Annotated in this window: 8 protein-coding genes and 1 pseudogene; 4 read left to right on the top strand and 5 right to left on the bottom strand. The window is 72.1% G+C overall.

What is annotated here, in order from left to right; translation table 11 throughout:
* Window positions 1–23 precede the first annotated feature (23 nt).
* The gene (locus AB0E94_RS09620; protein ID WP_360324406.1) at window positions 24–686 is read right to left on the bottom strand and encodes a UdgX family uracil-DNA binding protein; all 663 of its coding nucleotides are present in this window, start codon (window positions 684–686) and stop codon (window positions 24–26) included.
* Between the two features lie 123 nt (window positions 687–809).
* Complete coding sequence (locus AB0E94_RS09615; RefSeq protein WP_360324404.1) at window positions 810–2,156, bottom strand: aminotransferase class I/II-fold pyridoxal phosphate-dependent enzyme; 1,347 nt, start codon at window positions 2,154–2,156, stop codon at window positions 810–812.
* Between the two features lie 60 nt (window positions 2,157–2,216).
* Here AB0E94_RS09615 and AB0E94_RS09610 point away from each other — a divergent pair, with 60 nt between their 5' ends.
* Together AB0E94_RS09610 and leuE are read left to right on the top strand one after the other, a co-directional pair.
* Window positions 2,217–3,473: a bifunctional pyridoxamine 5'-phosphate oxidase family protein/GNAT family N-acetyltransferase gene (locus AB0E94_RS09610; protein ID WP_360324402.1), complete on the top strand. Its 1,257-nt coding sequence runs from the start codon at window positions 2,217–2,219 to the stop codon at window positions 3,471–3,473.
* A gap of 3 nt (window positions 3,474–3,476) precedes the next feature.
* Complete coding sequence (gene leuE / locus AB0E94_RS09605; protein WP_360324400.1) at window positions 3,477–4,130, top strand: leucine efflux protein LeuE; 654 nt, start codon at window positions 3,477–3,479, stop codon at window positions 4,128–4,130.
* 41 nt (window positions 4,131–4,171) lie between these two features.
* On the opposite strand, the gene AB0E94_RS09600 is transcribed toward leuE, so the two are convergent.
* Together AB0E94_RS09600 and AB0E94_RS09595 are read right to left on the bottom strand one after the other, a co-directional pair.
* A complete protein-coding gene (locus AB0E94_RS09600; protein WP_360324574.1) occupies window positions 4,172–5,092 on the bottom strand; it encodes a hypothetical protein in 921 nt (306 codons plus the stop codon).
* Between the two features lie 1,275 nt (window positions 5,093–6,367).
* Window positions 6,368–7,039: pseudogene (locus AB0E94_RS09595) on the bottom strand (serine/threonine-protein kinase); the annotation flags it as partial.
* Window positions 7,040–7,414: 375 nt separating this feature from the next.
* Here AB0E94_RS09595 and AB0E94_RS09590 point away from each other — a divergent pair.
* Entirely contained in the window at window positions 7,415–11,965 is a 4,551-nt protein-coding gene (locus AB0E94_RS09590) for an ATP-dependent helicase (protein ID WP_360324398.1), read from the top strand.
* 203 nt (window positions 11,966–12,168) lie between these two features.
* On the opposite strand, the gene AB0E94_RS09585 is transcribed toward AB0E94_RS09590, so the two are convergent.
* Entirely contained in the window at window positions 12,169–13,095 is a 927-nt protein-coding gene (locus tag AB0E94_RS09585; protein ID WP_360324396.1) for an LLM class F420-dependent oxidoreductase, read from the bottom strand.
* Window positions 13,096–13,168: 73 nt separating this feature from the next.
* Here AB0E94_RS09585 and AB0E94_RS09580 point away from each other — a divergent pair, with 73 nt between their 5' ends.
* On the top strand, window positions 13,169–13,957 hold the full coding sequence (locus tag AB0E94_RS09580) for an SAM-dependent chlorinase/fluorinase (protein ID WP_360324394.1): 789 nt from the start codon (window positions 13,169–13,171) through the stop codon (window positions 13,955–13,957).
* Window positions 13,958–14,261 lie beyond the last annotated feature (304 nt).

Raw genomic sequence — 14,261 nt, 5'->3', positions numbered from 1 at the left:
CCCAGAGGCGGCTCCGCCGCATCTCAGGCGACCGCTGCGGCTGCCACCCGCAGATCGTCGACGAGCCCACGGTAGGCCGTCTCCCGATCATCGGCCCGCAGCACCGCCGACGGATGGATGGTGGCCAGCGCCCGGATCTCCGCGATCGGGAAGTCCTCCGGGTGCTGGGCCGAGGCCGGCCACGGCATCAGCCGCCCGCGCGACCTGGTCACCCGGAAGTCCGGCCCGAGCAGAGCCTTTCCCGCGGATGCGCCGAGGATCACCACCAGCTTGGGCTTGAGCAGTGCGAACTCGGCCACCAGCCAGGGTCGGCAGGCCTCGATGTGGGCCGGGCCCGGCGTCTGGTGGATCCGGCGGCTGCCACGCAACTCGAACCGGAAGTGTTTCACCGAGTTGGTGATGTAGAGGTCGGCCGGGTCGATGCCGGCGTCGTCCACCGCCTCACGGAGCAGGCGGCCCGCGGGTCCGACGAACGGCAGCCCATGCCGGTCCTCGACGTCACCGGGCTGCTCACCGACGAAGACGATCTTCGCGTGCGGAGCGCCGCGGCCGAACACGGTCTGGGTCGCGTTCTCGAAGAGCTCGCACCCCTGACAGTCCGCCGCCGCCGTCTTCAGCTCGTCGATGCTCCGGGGGTGCGGCGGCGCCCACTGCTGCGCCCCGACGGGGGTCTGGGTCCATGGCATTGCACCGTTCTACCCCTATCCCCCGACAAGATTCCGCCCGGACTCCTCCTCCCGGAGGATCGGTCCGGGGGAGGTTCCCGAACGGGTGTCTCACCGCATCAGGGGAGTTCCGGGCTGGGTGCCTCACCGCATCGGGGGGAGGCTCCCCGCCGGGTGGAGGACGGACGCCACCGCCCGAGCCAGCTCCGGCGCCTCCGCCGGGTCCAGAGTGCTGATCGTGATGCGGATCCCGGGTGGGGAGCTCACCCGGAAGTGCGCGCCCGGAGCCACCGCGTAGCCCCGGTCACGGAGCGCCGCGACGGCATGGGTCTCGTCGGGCACCGGGACCCAGACGTTGATGCCGGTGTCGCCGCCCACCTCGACACCCTCGGCCCGGAGCGCGTCGCGCAGGGCCCGGCGACGACTGCCATACGTCCTGGCGGCCCCGCCGACCAGCGCGGTCACCTCGGGATCACGCCACAGCCACAGCAGCATCCGCTGGAGCACGGTGGAGACCCAGCCCATGCCGATCCGCATCCGGCCGGCCACCCGGGCGACAGTGGTCTCGTCGCCGGCCAGGACGGCGATGCGCAGATCGGGACCGAACGGTTTCGAGGCGGACCGGACGAACGCCCAGGAGCCGGTCACCGGGCCGATGCAGTGCGGCGCCCCCTCGGCCAGCTCGGCGGCGTGGTCGTCCTCCACGACCAGCACTCCCGGGTGGCCGCTCAGCAGCTCACGCAGCTGGTGGGCACGCTCGGCGCTCACGGCGGCGCCGGTCGGGTTCTGCGCGCGGACGGTGACGACGACGGCACGGGCACCGGCACGCAACGCGGTGGCCATCGAATCCGGATCTGGCCCGTGGTCGTCGACCGCGACCGGGACGGCCCGCAGGCCGAGCGCCGCCAGCAGATCGATCAGGGCGGCCCAGCCCGGGTCCTCGATCGCGACGGTGTCGCCGGGCCGGAGGTGGGCGTTGAAGGCGCGCTCGATCGAGTCGAGCGCGCCGGAGGTGACGACGATCTCAGCTCCGGCGACCGGAACCCCTTCGGCTAGGAGACGGGGACGCGCGGCGTCGGCCAGCTCGGGCATGGTGACTGCGGACGCGTACCCCTGCGGTGGGTGTTGAATCGCCGCGGCGGCGGCCAGAGCCGGCCCGAGCGATGGCAGCAACCGCAGGTCGGGCTCACCCGCCGAGAGATCCCGCAGGCCGGATGGGATCGGCGCATACAGGCCGGAACGCCGGACGGCCACCGCGGGCCGGGACCGGACCCGGGTGCCGCGGCGGCCCTCGGTCTCGATCACACCGCGCTGCCGCAACTCCTGGTACGCCTTGGCGACCGTCGCCGGGCTGACGTGCAGGGACCCGGCGAGAACCCGCACCGAGGGAAGCGTGGCGCCGGCCACCCAGAACCCCCGGAGCACGCCCGTCTCGATGCTGGCCGAAATCTCGGCGGCGCTGTCGCCACTGACCTGATACTGTTCTGCCACAGATGCGATTCTGTACTAGCACAGATCACCACGCAAGCAGAACACGCCGGGGAGGCCCCGATGACCGACCTCTACGCTCCCACGCCCCGCACGACGGCCACCCGCACCCGTAAGCGGATGCACTACGAGCGGGAGACGGCGCACGCCGTCCTCGACGAGGCGTTCGACTGCGCGGTCGGCTTCGTCGTCGACGGCGAGCCACGTGTTCTGCCCAACCTGCACGTCCGCATCGACGACACCCTCTACCTGCACGGGTCCACCGGCGCCCGGCTCGGCCTGGCGGCCCGCGGCAACGGCGTGCCGGTGTGTGTGACGGTCACCATCCTGGACGGGCTGGTCTATGCCCGGTCCCAGTTCAACCACAGCGCCAACTACCGGTCGGTGGTCGCGCTCGGGACGGCCCGGCCGGTCACCGACGACGCCGAGAAGCTCCGTGTGCTGTTCGCGCTGGCCGAAAAGGTGGGTCAGGGCCGTTCCGCGGACAGCCGGCCACCCACCCGGCAGGAGCTGGCCCAGACCACGGTTCTCGCGCTGCCACTGGCCGAGGTCTCGGTCCGCGTCCGGTCCGGCGGCGTCGGCGACGACCCGGAGGACCTGGCTCTCCCCTACTGGGCCGGCGTGCTCCCGTTGCGGACGGTCGCCGGGCCGCCGGAGACCGATCAGGGCGTCGCCGCCGCGCCACCCGCCTACCTGCCCGGTCACCCCTCGGAGTGGCAGACCCCGGTCGTGCTGGAGGGCCGGCACGTGCGACTCGAGCCACTCACCCCGGGCCATGCGGAGGGGCTGTTCGAGGCGCTCGACGACGAGGAGGTCTGGCGGCACATCCCGTTCCCCCGCCCCCGGAGCGCGGAGGAGCTTCTCACCGGAGACATCCTGGGCGTGCTGCGCGGCCAGTGGCTCGGCCAGCGCTCCGGCTGGGCTCAGATCGACCCGGCCACCGGAGCGGTGATCGGGATGACGACCTACCACGACATCGACACCAACCTGCGGTCCCTCGGCATCGGGCACACCATGGTCGGCCGCAAGTGGTGGCGGACCGGAGTCAACACCGAGGCGAAGCTGATGTTGCTGGAGCGGGCTTTCGACGTGCTCGGCGCCGAGCGGGTGTTCTGGTATACGGACGTGCGCAACGAGCGCTCCCAGCAGGCCATCGCGCGGCTGGGCGCCAGCCGCGACGGGATGATCCGCCGGCAGCGCAGGCGGCCCGACGGCAGCTGGCGCGACACCGTACTGTTCGCGATGACCGCGGACGAGTGGCCCGCCGCCGCCCGGCGTCTCCGGGAGCGGTTGAGCCGCTCCACGACCGAGAGAGGCTGACCGATGCTGGGCATCACCGATTTCTGGACCTATGTGCTCGGCGTGGTCGCGATCATCCTCCTGCCGGGCCCCAACTCGATCTTCGTGCTGTCGGTGGGCGCCCAGCGGGGCGTCCGCGCCGGCTATCAGGCCGCGGCCGGCGTCTTCCTGGGCGACGCGGTGCTGATGATCCTCTCCGCCACCGGGGTGGCCTCGCTGCTGAGCACCTACCCACCCCTGTTCCTCGTCCTCAAGTACGCGGGCGCCGCCTATCTGGGCTGGGTCGGGCTCAACATCATCAGGGGCGCCTGGGGCAAGTGGCGCAACCGTGCGGAGATCGCTCCGGCCGCCGTCGAGGAGCCACCCGCCGAGCTCCAGCGCCCGTTCCGCCGGGCCGCCGTGATCAGCCTGCTCAATCCCAAGGCGATCCTGTTCTTCGTCTCGTTCTTCATCCAGTTCGTCGAGCCCGGCTACGCCCATCCCGCGGTGTCGTTCCTGATCCTGGGCGCCGTGGTGCAGTTCTTCAGTGCGCTCTACCTGACCGCGCTGATCTTCGGAGGCCGGTATCTCGCCGGTCAGTTCCAGCGGCGCCAGCGTCTCGCGACCGGAGCGGCGACAGCGGTCGGCGCCCTGTTCGTGGGCTTCGGCATCAAACTGGCCACCGCCAGCGTCGGCTGAGCCGGCGGCCCGGTTCCACCGCCCCGCTCAGCGCGCGGCGGTCACGGGCGGCTCGAATAGAACGTGCTGCGGATCATCCGGATCTTGGTCAGGTCGTTGTTCCAGGCCTTCTCCGTGGTGGTCCAGCCCAAGACGTAGGCCCGGCTGCCCATGACGAACCAGCGGAAGACGGAGTGACGGGCCGTGCCACTCGGGGAGTCGTGTCGGTACTCCCAATCGGCTGCCTTGTTCAGCAGCGGCACCTGTTCGACGTCGACGAGGGCATAGCCGGGGAGGGCGCCCGAGGAGGCCAGACGGGTCTCCTCGGCACGGGCCACCGCCAGTGGATCGGCGGCGGGATCACGGGCCGCGTCCAGGGTGATCGTCCTGGAGTTGCGCGGGCCACGGAAGCAGTGGGTGGTGCCGACGCGCTGGTAGGTCCATCCGTCCGGCACGGCCATGTGGAAACCGGAGCCGTCGGTGAAGTACGACCAGCCGGACTGGAGCTTCCAGCCGTTCACGCCTCGGGCCGAGCCGTCCAGCGGGGTGACCGGCAGGCCGGCGGGCGGCGCCGCTTCGCAGAGGGACGGCGAGAATGCGGTCGCCGCCGTGGATTCAGCGGGAGGTGTCTCGCCTTGAGGGGCCGGTGAGGCCGGGTCCGGGCCGGCCGACGTGCCGGCGGCCACGGCCGGGGGAACGGCGCCGGTCACGCCTCCAGGACCAGGCGATGGGGAACTCGGGGCGGGGTCGGTTGTGGCGGCCGCGGAATGGTTCGCATCGGTCGACAGCGGTGACGGGAGGAAGACCTGGGGACGGGCTGCGGTCAGATCGACCACGTAGCCGGCCAGGAGGCTGGCTCCGAGCAGGAGGACGACAAGCCCGGTGACGGCCAGGCGGGCCGGGGTCACCCGCACCGCGGCGCGACCCGCCCATCGCCGTTTCCGGGAGCGGGGCGCGCCGGCCGCGCGGGCCGGCTCAGCCACGACGCGGACTGGGACCAGGTCCTGGCCGGACGGCCGGATCGTTCGCGCCGGGCCGGGCTCTTGCGGTGATCCCGCTGGCGGATCGGTGAACGTTTCGTCACCTGCGCGGAGTTCAGCTGGACCCGCTGCGGCGACGCCGGTATAGAGAACCAGTGCGGTACCTGGCGTCTCCGAACGGACCTCTGGCGCGGGAGGAGGCTGGGACACCTCGGTTCCCGGTGTGGTGGCGTCAGCGGCTGCGGACCTGGCATCGGCGCTCGGCGCTGTGGGAGCCAAACCGGCCGGCGCTTCGGCGTTTCCGTCAGGCACTGCCGTGATGTGGTCCGCTGATCCGACGACCTGCCCGGCACCGGGCCGGCGCGGCATTCCCGTGGCGGCGGCCACGGTGGAATCCTTCGCCGGGGGTGGGACTGCCCCGGATGGATGCGACGGGCGCGGCCTCGGGCGATCGTCATCAGACTTCGAAGCGGCCCCGGAGCGGCGCTGCCGAGGTGGGAGGCCGCGGATCGGCCCCGATGTGGGCGCTGGTCGGCGCAGCGGTGGTGGTTGCCCGGACACCGAGGGGGAAGACCGCGAAGCCGAGTCAGGCTGCCCCGGCTCCACCGGTGACGGCGACTGAGGACCAGCCTCCGACACGGATCGATCAGTGGATGGCGCAGACCGATCCGCAGGCGACGTGGAAAGTCTGGAAGGCGACGCGGACGGACCGGGAGACGGCACGGGACGTTCCGTGGAGGGTGCGGGACGGCTGGCGGGTGGTACGGAATGGTCCGTGGGCGGGGGCGTTCGAGGATGCGGAACAGGTTGGGAGTGCGGGCCGGTCACCGTCGCCCGGCCTCGATGCGGTCCGGCAGGTTGGGCCGGCTCAGAAGGCGGCTGGCGACCCGGCCGCGGATCAGCGGGCCAGAACTCGGCAAGCCCAGCCTCCGCTCGCGACGCCTCCGCACGCGACGGCTCGGCGCGTCGCGGCTCGGGCGGCCGGGATCCGGCCCGCAAAGGAGCAGCCCGACCATCATCCGGGCCCGACGGAACGGCCCGGCCAGGACCGGAGGCTGAGGCGGCCGGCCGCTGCGGAACAGCCGCCGGGGAAGCCGATGCCGGCGAACCCGACGAGGGAACCGCCGGGGAGGAGGCCGGCCGCGGAGAACCGGACCGGGACCCAGGCCGGGTGGGCAGGAACGGGATCTCCCGCGGATCACTGAAGACGATCATGCGGAGCCGTCGTTCGATCTCCGGAACGGTCAGGCGTGCGGCCGGCTCGTAGCGCAGCAGGCCGTCCAGGACGGCGGCCAGCGGGCCGGCCCGGAGTGGCGGGTCGGGTGGTTCGGTGGCCAGGGCGGCCAAGGTGGCCATCGCGCTCTCCCGGGCATACGGCGAGTGGCCTTCGACGGCCGCGTACAGGGTGGCGCCGAGCGACCACAGATCGGATTCCACAGTCGAGGCGCCGTTGCGGGCCCGCTCGGGCGAGACATACTGCGGCGAGCCGACGATCAACCCGGGCGCCGTCACCCCGCCGTCATCGACGAACGTGGCGAGACCGAAATCGGTCAGCACCACGCGGCCGTCGGTGCCGATGAGGACGTTGTGCGGCTTCACGTCGCGGTGCAGGACACCGGCCCGGTGCGCCGCGCCGAGCGCGTCCAGCACGGCCAGGCCGATTCGGGCCGCGACCGCCGGCTCGTATGGGCCGTCCTCGTTCAGCACCTGGTAGAGGGAGCGCGACTGGACGTACTCCATGACGATCCAGGACAACCCGGCGGTGTGCACCACGTCGTAGATGCGGACCACGTGGGGATGGCTGAGACGAGCGGCGCTGCGCGCTTCCCGGAGGGTCCGCTCGTGCAGCCTGTGCTGTTCAGCATCGGACATCCACTCGGGCGGAACGATCTCCTTGACGGCCACGTCGCGGTGCAGCATCTCGTCGCGGGCCAGCCAGACCCGGCCCATCCCACCCGCGCCGACCGGTTCCACGAGACGGTACCGACCTGCGACGAGCATCTGCCTGACCGCCATCGGCACCCACCCATCACGTCGAGTATCAGGATAATCAGCCACAGACCGCCCAAGGAATGACGATCACCCAGTCTCCGCTCAGAACATCAAAGATCAGAAAAAACCAGGGGGAGTACGGGCAATCGAGCTCCGCTTCCACGCAAGAGGCATCCACGGGTCCCCGGTGAAGCGCAAACGTCACCAGCCGGAGCGGTACGCCGTACATCTGAAGAAGCGAAAGGTGATCGAACCGGCCGAACCGGGAAATCTCTCGCCGGAGGCGCGCCGGCGCCCCGGTTTCTGTCATACCCCCGAGGCAGGATGTGAGGCGTGCGAGACGTGCTGGAGAGGTTCGGACCGGCCACCAGGGAGTGGTTCACGGCCGCCTTCGCCGCGCCCACCGCCGCTCAGGCCGGGGCGTGGCAGGCGATCGGCGCGGGGCGCAACGCGCTGGTGGTGGCGCCGACCGGGTCCGGCAAGACCCTGGCGGCGTTCCTCTGGTCGCTGGACAGGTTGTCCCGCGAGCCGATCCCCGAGCAGCCCCGGCAGCGGTGCCGGGTGCTCTACATCAGTCCGCTCAAGGCGCTCGCGGTCGACGTGGAGCGCAACCTGCGGGCGCCGCTGACCGGGATCCGGCAGGCGTCCGGCCGGCTGGGCCTGCCACCACCGGAGATCACCGTCGGCATGCGCACCGGCGACACCCCGGCCGAGGAGCGGCGTGGTTTCGCGCGCACCCCGCCGGACATCCTGATCACCACGCCCGAGTCGCTGTTCCTGCTGCTCACCTCAGCTGCCCGGGATTCGCTCCGCGGCGTTCAGACGGTGATCCTCGACGAGGTGCACGCGGTCGCGGCGACAAAGCGTGGCGCGCACCTGGCGCTCTCCCTGGAGCGGCTGGACGCGTTGCTGGAGCGCCCGGCCCAGCGGGTCGGCCTGTCCGCGACCGTTCGCCCGATCGACGAGACCGCGCGGTTCCTCGGCGGCGCGCAGGATGTCGAGATCGTGCAGCCACGCAGCGCAAAGACGATCGAGGTGACGGTCGAGGTTCCGGTGGAAGACATGACCCGCCTCGATGAGGTGCCCGATTCCGATCAGGATGATCCGGGCGCCGGCCGACACACGCCGTCGATCTGGCCGGCCGTCGAGGAGCGGGTTCTCGACCTGATCGAGGCGCACCGGTCGACGATCGTGTTCACGAATTCGCGTCGCGGGTCGGAGCGGCTCTGCGCCCGGCTCAACGAGCTGGCCGCCGAGCGTGCCGATCCGGAGTTCGCGCAGGCCCCTCTCGGCACACGGTCACCGGCCGAGATCATGGCGCAGGCCGGCGGCACTCGTGGCGCGCCACCCGTGGTGGCCCGGGCCCATCACGGCAGCGTCTCCCGGGAGGAGCGCAAACAGATCGAGGAGGCGCTGAAATCCGGGCAGCTGCCGGCCGTGGTGGCCACGTCGAGCCTGGAGCTGGGCATCGACATGGGCGCGGTCGACCTGGTGGTGCAGATCGAGGCGCCGCCGTCGGTCGCGGCCGGGCTCCAGCGCATCGGCCGGGCAGGTCACCAGGTCGGCGCGGTCTCGCGCGGGGTGGTGTTCCCGAAACACCGCGGTGACCTGCTGTCCTGCGCCGTGGTGGCGGAGCGGATGGGCGCCGGCGCGATCGAGGAGCTGCGCTCACCCCGCAACCCGCTGGATGTGCTGGCCCAGCAGATCGTCGCGATGACCGCCCTCGACGAGTGGCAGATCGACGAGCTGGCGGCGCTCGTGCGGCGGGCCGCGCCGTTCGCCGAGCTGCCGTCGTCGGCGTTGCACGCCGTGCTCGACATGCTGTCCGGCCGCTACCCGTCGACCGCGTTCGCCGAGCTGCGGCCACGCCTGGTCTGGGATCGGGCGACAGACGTGCTCACCGGCCGCCCCGGCGCGCAACGTCTGGCCGTGACCAGCGGCGGCACCATCCCCGACCGCGGCACGTTCGGTGTCTTCCTGGCCGGTTCGGAGCGTGCCTCGCGGGTGGGCGAGCTCGACGAGGAGATGGTCTACGAGTCACGCGTCGGCGACGTGTTCCTGCTCGGGTCGACCTCCTGGCGGATCGAGGACATCACCCCCGACCGGGTGCTGGTGTCCCCCGCCCCGGGCGCGCCGGCCCGGATGCCGTTCTGGAAAGGTGATTCGCCGGGCCGCCCGATCGAACTGGGCCGGGCGATCGGCGCACGGCTGCGGTCCCTGGTCCGGGCCGGTGACGAGGCGGCGACGGCCACGCTGCGCGAGTCGGGGCTGGACGAGTGGGCGGCCGGCAACCTGATCTCGTACCTGCGAGAGCAGCGCGAGTCGACGCGGCATCTGCCCGACGACCGGACGATCGTGGTCGAACGGTTCCGAGACGAGCTGGGCGACTGGCGGATGACCGTGCACTGTGTGCTCGGCGCGCGGGTCAACGCGCCGTGGGCGCTGGCGATCGGCCGCCGGCTGGCCGAGCGGTATGGGGTGGACGGCCAGGTGATGCCCTCCGACGACGGCATCGTGGTGCGCCTGCCGGACACCGCGGACGAGCCGCCCGGCGCCGACCTGATCGCCTTCGACCCGGAGGAGATCGTGCAACTGGTCGAGGAGTCAGTCGGCACGTCGGCGCTGTTCGCCTCCCGGTTCCGGGAGTGTGCCGCCCGTTCGCTGCTGCTCCCCCGCCGTGACCCACGTCGTCGCCAGCCTCTGTGGCAGCAGCGGCAGCGGTCGGCGCAGCTGCTCGACGTGGCCCGCGAGTTCGCCGATTTCCCGGTCACGCTGGAGGCGGCCCGTGAGTGCCTTCAGGACGTCTTCGACGTGCCGGGCCTGACCGGGCTGATGCGGGAGATCTCCGGCCGCAAGGTCCGGCTGGTCGAGGCGGAGACCGCACGCCCGTCGCCGTTCGCCAGGTCGCTGTTGTTCGGCTATGTGGGCGCCTTTCTCTACGAGGGGGATGCTCCGCTGGCCGAGCGCCGGGCCGCAGCGCTGGCGCTGGATTCGACGCTGCTCGGTGAGCTGCTCGGCCGGGTCGATCTGCGTGAGCTCCTCGATCCGGCGGTGGTGGCCGAGACCGAGGCCCAGTTGCAGTGGCTCACCACTCAGCGCACCCCGCGCGACGCGGAGGACGCGGCCGAGCTGCTCCGGCTCCTGGGCGACCTGTCGGCCGACGAGATGGCCGTGCGGGGCGTGCCGGCGGAGTGGGTGGATCATCTGGTGGCTACCCGGCGGGCGGTCCGGGTCCGGGTCGCCGGTGAGGACCGGTGGATCGGCATCGACGACGCCGGGCGCTACCGGGACGCGCTCGGAGTGGCGTTGCCGGTCGGGATCCCGGAGGCCTATCTCGAGCCGGTCGCCGACCCGCTCGGTGACCTGGTCGCTCGCTTTGCCCGGACGCACGGGCCGTTCGCCGCGGCGACGTGCGCGGCCCGGTTCGGGCTCGGGGTGTTCGTGGTCGAGCAGGCGCTCAAGCGGCTCAGCGCGACCGGCCGGGTCACCTCCGGTGAGTTCTCCCCGGGCGGCGCGGGAAGCGAGTGGTGTGACGCCGAGGTGCTGCGGATGCTGCGACGGCGTTCGCTGGCCGCGCTGCGGCGGGAGATCGAGCCGGTCCCGCCGCGGGTCCTGGCCACCTTCCTGCCCCGCTGGCAGCAGGTCGGCGGGAACGGCCGCGGGGTGGACGCGCTGGCCGCCGCGATCGAGCAGGTGCAGGGGGTCGCGGTGCCGGCGTCGGCGTGGGAGCGGCTGGTGCTCCCGGCCCGGGTGGCCGACTACGCGGCGCCCCAGCTCGACGAGTTGTGCGCCTCGGGTGAGGTGTTGTGGGCCGGGTCCGGGTCGATCTCCGGTGGGGACGGCTGGGTGACGCTGGCCTATGCGGAGAGCGCGCCACTGCTGCTGCCGGCACCCGACGACGAGTTCGCCGCCGGGCCACTGCATCAGTCGGTGCTCGACGCGCTCGACGGTGGGCAGGCGCTGTTCTTCCGGTCGCTGTCCGATCGGGTCGGCTCAGCCGACGACACCGAGCTGGCCGCCGCGGTGTGGGATCTGGTGTGGGCCGGGCATCTGACCAACGACACGTTCGCGCCGTTGCGGGCCCTGCTCGGCGGCAGTGGCGCACACCGGGCCAAGGCGGCGCCGGCCCGGTCGCGGTACCGGCGTCCGGGACGGCCCAGCATGCCCGCCCGCGGCGGTCCGCCGAACATGGCGGGGCGCTGGTCGCGGCTTCCCGATCGCGATCCGGATCCGACCCGCAGGGCGGCCGCCGTCGCCGACCTGCTGCTCGAACGGCACGGGGTGGTGACCCGGGGCGCGGCCGTGGCCGAGGGGGTGACCGGCGGGTTCGCGGCGGTCTATCCGGTGCTGGCGGCTCTGGAGGAGCGCGGAGCGGCCCGGCGTGGCTATTTCGTCGAGGGGCTCGGGGCGGCGCAGTTCGCGGTGCCTGGAGCCGTCGACCGGTTGCGGGCGCTGAACGAGCCGGATGAGGAGCGGCGTGGTGGCGGGCCACCCGCGGTCGTGCTGGCCGCGACCGATCCGGCCAATCCCTACGGTGCGGCGCTGCCATGGCCGGAGCGCATCGTGGACAGCGGTGACGGTGAGCCGACCGCCAAGGCCGGTCACCGGGCCGGCCGGAAAGCCGGCGCCCTGGTGGTGCTGGCCGGCGGTGACCTGGTGCTCTACGTCGAACGCGGCGGACGGACCCTGCTGTCCTTCACCGACGACCCGGACCTGCTCACCCACGGGGCACACGGCCTGGCCGGAGCGGTGCGGTCGGGCGCGCTCGGCGCGATGTCCGTCGAACGGGCCGACGGCGAGTCGGTGCACGCTTCCCCGCTACGGGACGCGCTGACCACAGCCGGGTTCCGCACCACCCCGAGAGGCCTCCGCCTACGAGCCTGACCACAAACAGCCAGATCCGCCCGCCGAAACGTCGCGGCCCGGAAGTGGACACCGCGGGAGAGCGACCTGGAAGGGGACGCCGGCGGACGCTCGGAGGCGGACAGCAGAACCGTCCGCCGTGAATCAGAGGCGGCCGCCCGGCGGCGGAAGGCAGGCGGCGGGCCGCGGAGATGGCCGGCCTTGCCTGGCCGGCCACCTCCGGTTCAGAGCTTCGGGGCCACCTCGGCGGCCACCAGGTCGATGTGGTCGAGATCGGACAGGTCGAGGACCTGGAGGAACAGGCGGGAGGCGCCGGCCTCGGCGTAGCGCTTGATCGTTTCCACGGCTTCGGCCGGGGTGCCGACGATGCCGCCGTTCGCGCGCATCTCGTCGGCTTCGCGGCCGATCGCGGCGGCCCGGCGGTTGATCTCGGCGTCGTCGCGACCCACGCAGAGCACGGCGGCGGCCGAGTAGGTGAGCGGCTCGGTGCGGCCCAGAGCCTCGGCTGCGGCGCTGACCCGGGCGTACTGGGCGGGGATGTCCTCGATCTTGGAGAACGGGACGTTGAACTCGGTGGCGTAGCGGGCCGCCAGGTACGGCGTGCGCTTCTTGCCGTGGCCGCCGACGATCACCGGCACCGGGGTCTGCACCGGCTTCGGCAGCGCGGGCGAGTCGGTGACCCGGTAGTGCTTGCCGTCGAAGTCGTAGGTGGCGCCGGCCGGGGTGGACCACAGACCGGTGATGATCTCCAGCTGCTCCTCGAGACGGTCGAAGCGCTCGCCGACCGGCGGGAACGGGATGCCGTACGCGGTGTGCTCGCTCTCGAACCAGCCGCCGCCGAGGCCGAACTCGACACGCCCGCCGCTCATCGCGTCGACCTGGGCCACGGCGATCGCCAGCGGGCCGGGCAGCCGGAACGTGGCCGAGCTGACAAGTGTGCCGAGCCGGATGCGGGAGGTCTGCACGGCCAGCGCGGCGAGCGTGATCCAGGCGTCGGTGGGGCCGGGCAGCGGGGACCCGTCGCCCATCCTCAGGTAGTGGTCGGAGCGGAAGAACCCGTCGTATCCGCCGTCTTCGGCGGCCTTGGCGACCCGCAGGAGATCGTCGTGGCTGGCGCCCTGCTGGGGTTCGGTGAAGATCACGAGACGCATTGCTCAACACTGCCACGACGCTCCGGCGCGCCAGTCACGCATCGATCATCGACAGGCAGTAACGTTGGCCACCATGGCCGGTTATGGATGGATCAGCTTCACGACCGATTATGGCACTTTCGACGGCTTTGTCGCCGCCTGCCATGGCTCGATCGCCCGCGTCGCGCCCAAGACCCGAGTGATCGACGTCACTCATCATGTGCCGCCGGCCGATGTCGCGCGCGGAGCCGCCGTCCTGGCGCAGACCGCGCCGCACCTGCCGGACGCGGTGCACCTCGCGGTCGTCGACCCGGGTGTCGGCACGGCCCGCCGGGGCATCGTGCTCACCACGCCGAAAGGGCTGCTCGTCGGCCCCGACAACGGCCTGCTGATCTGGGCAGCCGAGGCGCTCGGCGGGATCACGGCGGCCCACGAGCTGGACAACAAGGACTGGACGTTCGGCGACGTGTCCCGGACGTTCCACGGGCGGGACGTCTTCGCGCCGGCCGCGGCCCGGCTGTCGCTCGGCGCCGCTCCGGAGGAGGCCGGTCCGGCGGTGGATCCGGCCGAGCTGACCCGCCTTCCCGACCCGATCGCGACCATCGGGGACGGCTGGATCGAGGCCGAGGTGCTCACCGTCGACCGGTTCGGCAACGTGCAGCTCGCGGCTGAGGGTTCGGCGCTGTCCGGGCTCGGCTCCGAACTGCTGGTCAACGGCGGCGTCCGGGCTCGGCGCGGCACCACGTTCGCTGATGTGAACGTGGGCGAGCTGCTCGTCTTCGCCGACTCCGCAGACCGGGTCGCGATCGCCGTCAACAACGGCCGGGCGGTGGTCCTGCTCTCGGTCGTTCCCGGCGACATCGTCCGCATCACCGCCCGCTGACCCAGGAGCAACCCGGCTGGCTCTGAGCGCTGACCCTGATGGCTACGTCGCTACCCGATTTTTGGGGATATGCGGTTTTTGGGTTCGGACGGCCTGTAAGGCTCCAGTGTTTCCCTTCGCGGGGCTTCGAGATCTTGCGCGATCCTTCACGCCCGCAGCGATCTTGCACGATCCTTCACGTCCTGGGGTGGGTCATCGTGCAAGGTCCGCATCCTGGCGCGGACCTTGCACGGTTTTCCCTGCCGGGGCATGGAGATACCTGCAAGATCGGCCCTGACATGCAAACTCGTGCAAGATCGGCCCC

Origin of the sequence: Actinoplanes sp. NPDC026670 (assembly GCF_040638175.1) — a bacterium.
GTDB lineage: Bacteria > Actinomycetota > Actinomycetes > Mycobacteriales > Micromonosporaceae > Actinoplanes.
Note: the sequence above shows the minus strand (reverse complement) of the source record. Positions and strands in the feature narration are given on the sequence as shown.

What these genes read in the sequence shown, in the direction of transcription:
- AB0E94_RS09610 (WP_360324402.1), top strand. Translation starts at nt 2,217, where the DNA reads ATGACCGACCTCTACGCTCCCACGCCCCGCACGACGGCCACCCGCACC.
- AB0E94_RS09580 (WP_360324394.1), top strand. Translation starts at nt 13,169, where the DNA reads ATGGCCGGTTATGGATGGATCAGCTTCACGACCGATTATGGCACTTTC.
- AB0E94_RS09620 (WP_360324406.1), bottom strand. Translation starts at nt 686, where the DNA reads ATGCCATGGACCCAGACCCCCGTCGGGGCGCAGCAGTGGGCGCCGCCG.
- leuE (WP_360324400.1), top strand. Translation starts at nt 3,477, where the DNA reads ATGCTGGGCATCACCGATTTCTGGACCTATGTGCTCGGCGTGGTCGCG.
- AB0E94_RS09585 (WP_360324396.1), bottom strand. Translation starts at nt 13,095, where the DNA reads ATGCGTCTCGTGATCTTCACCGAACCCCAGCAGGGCGCCAGCCACGAC.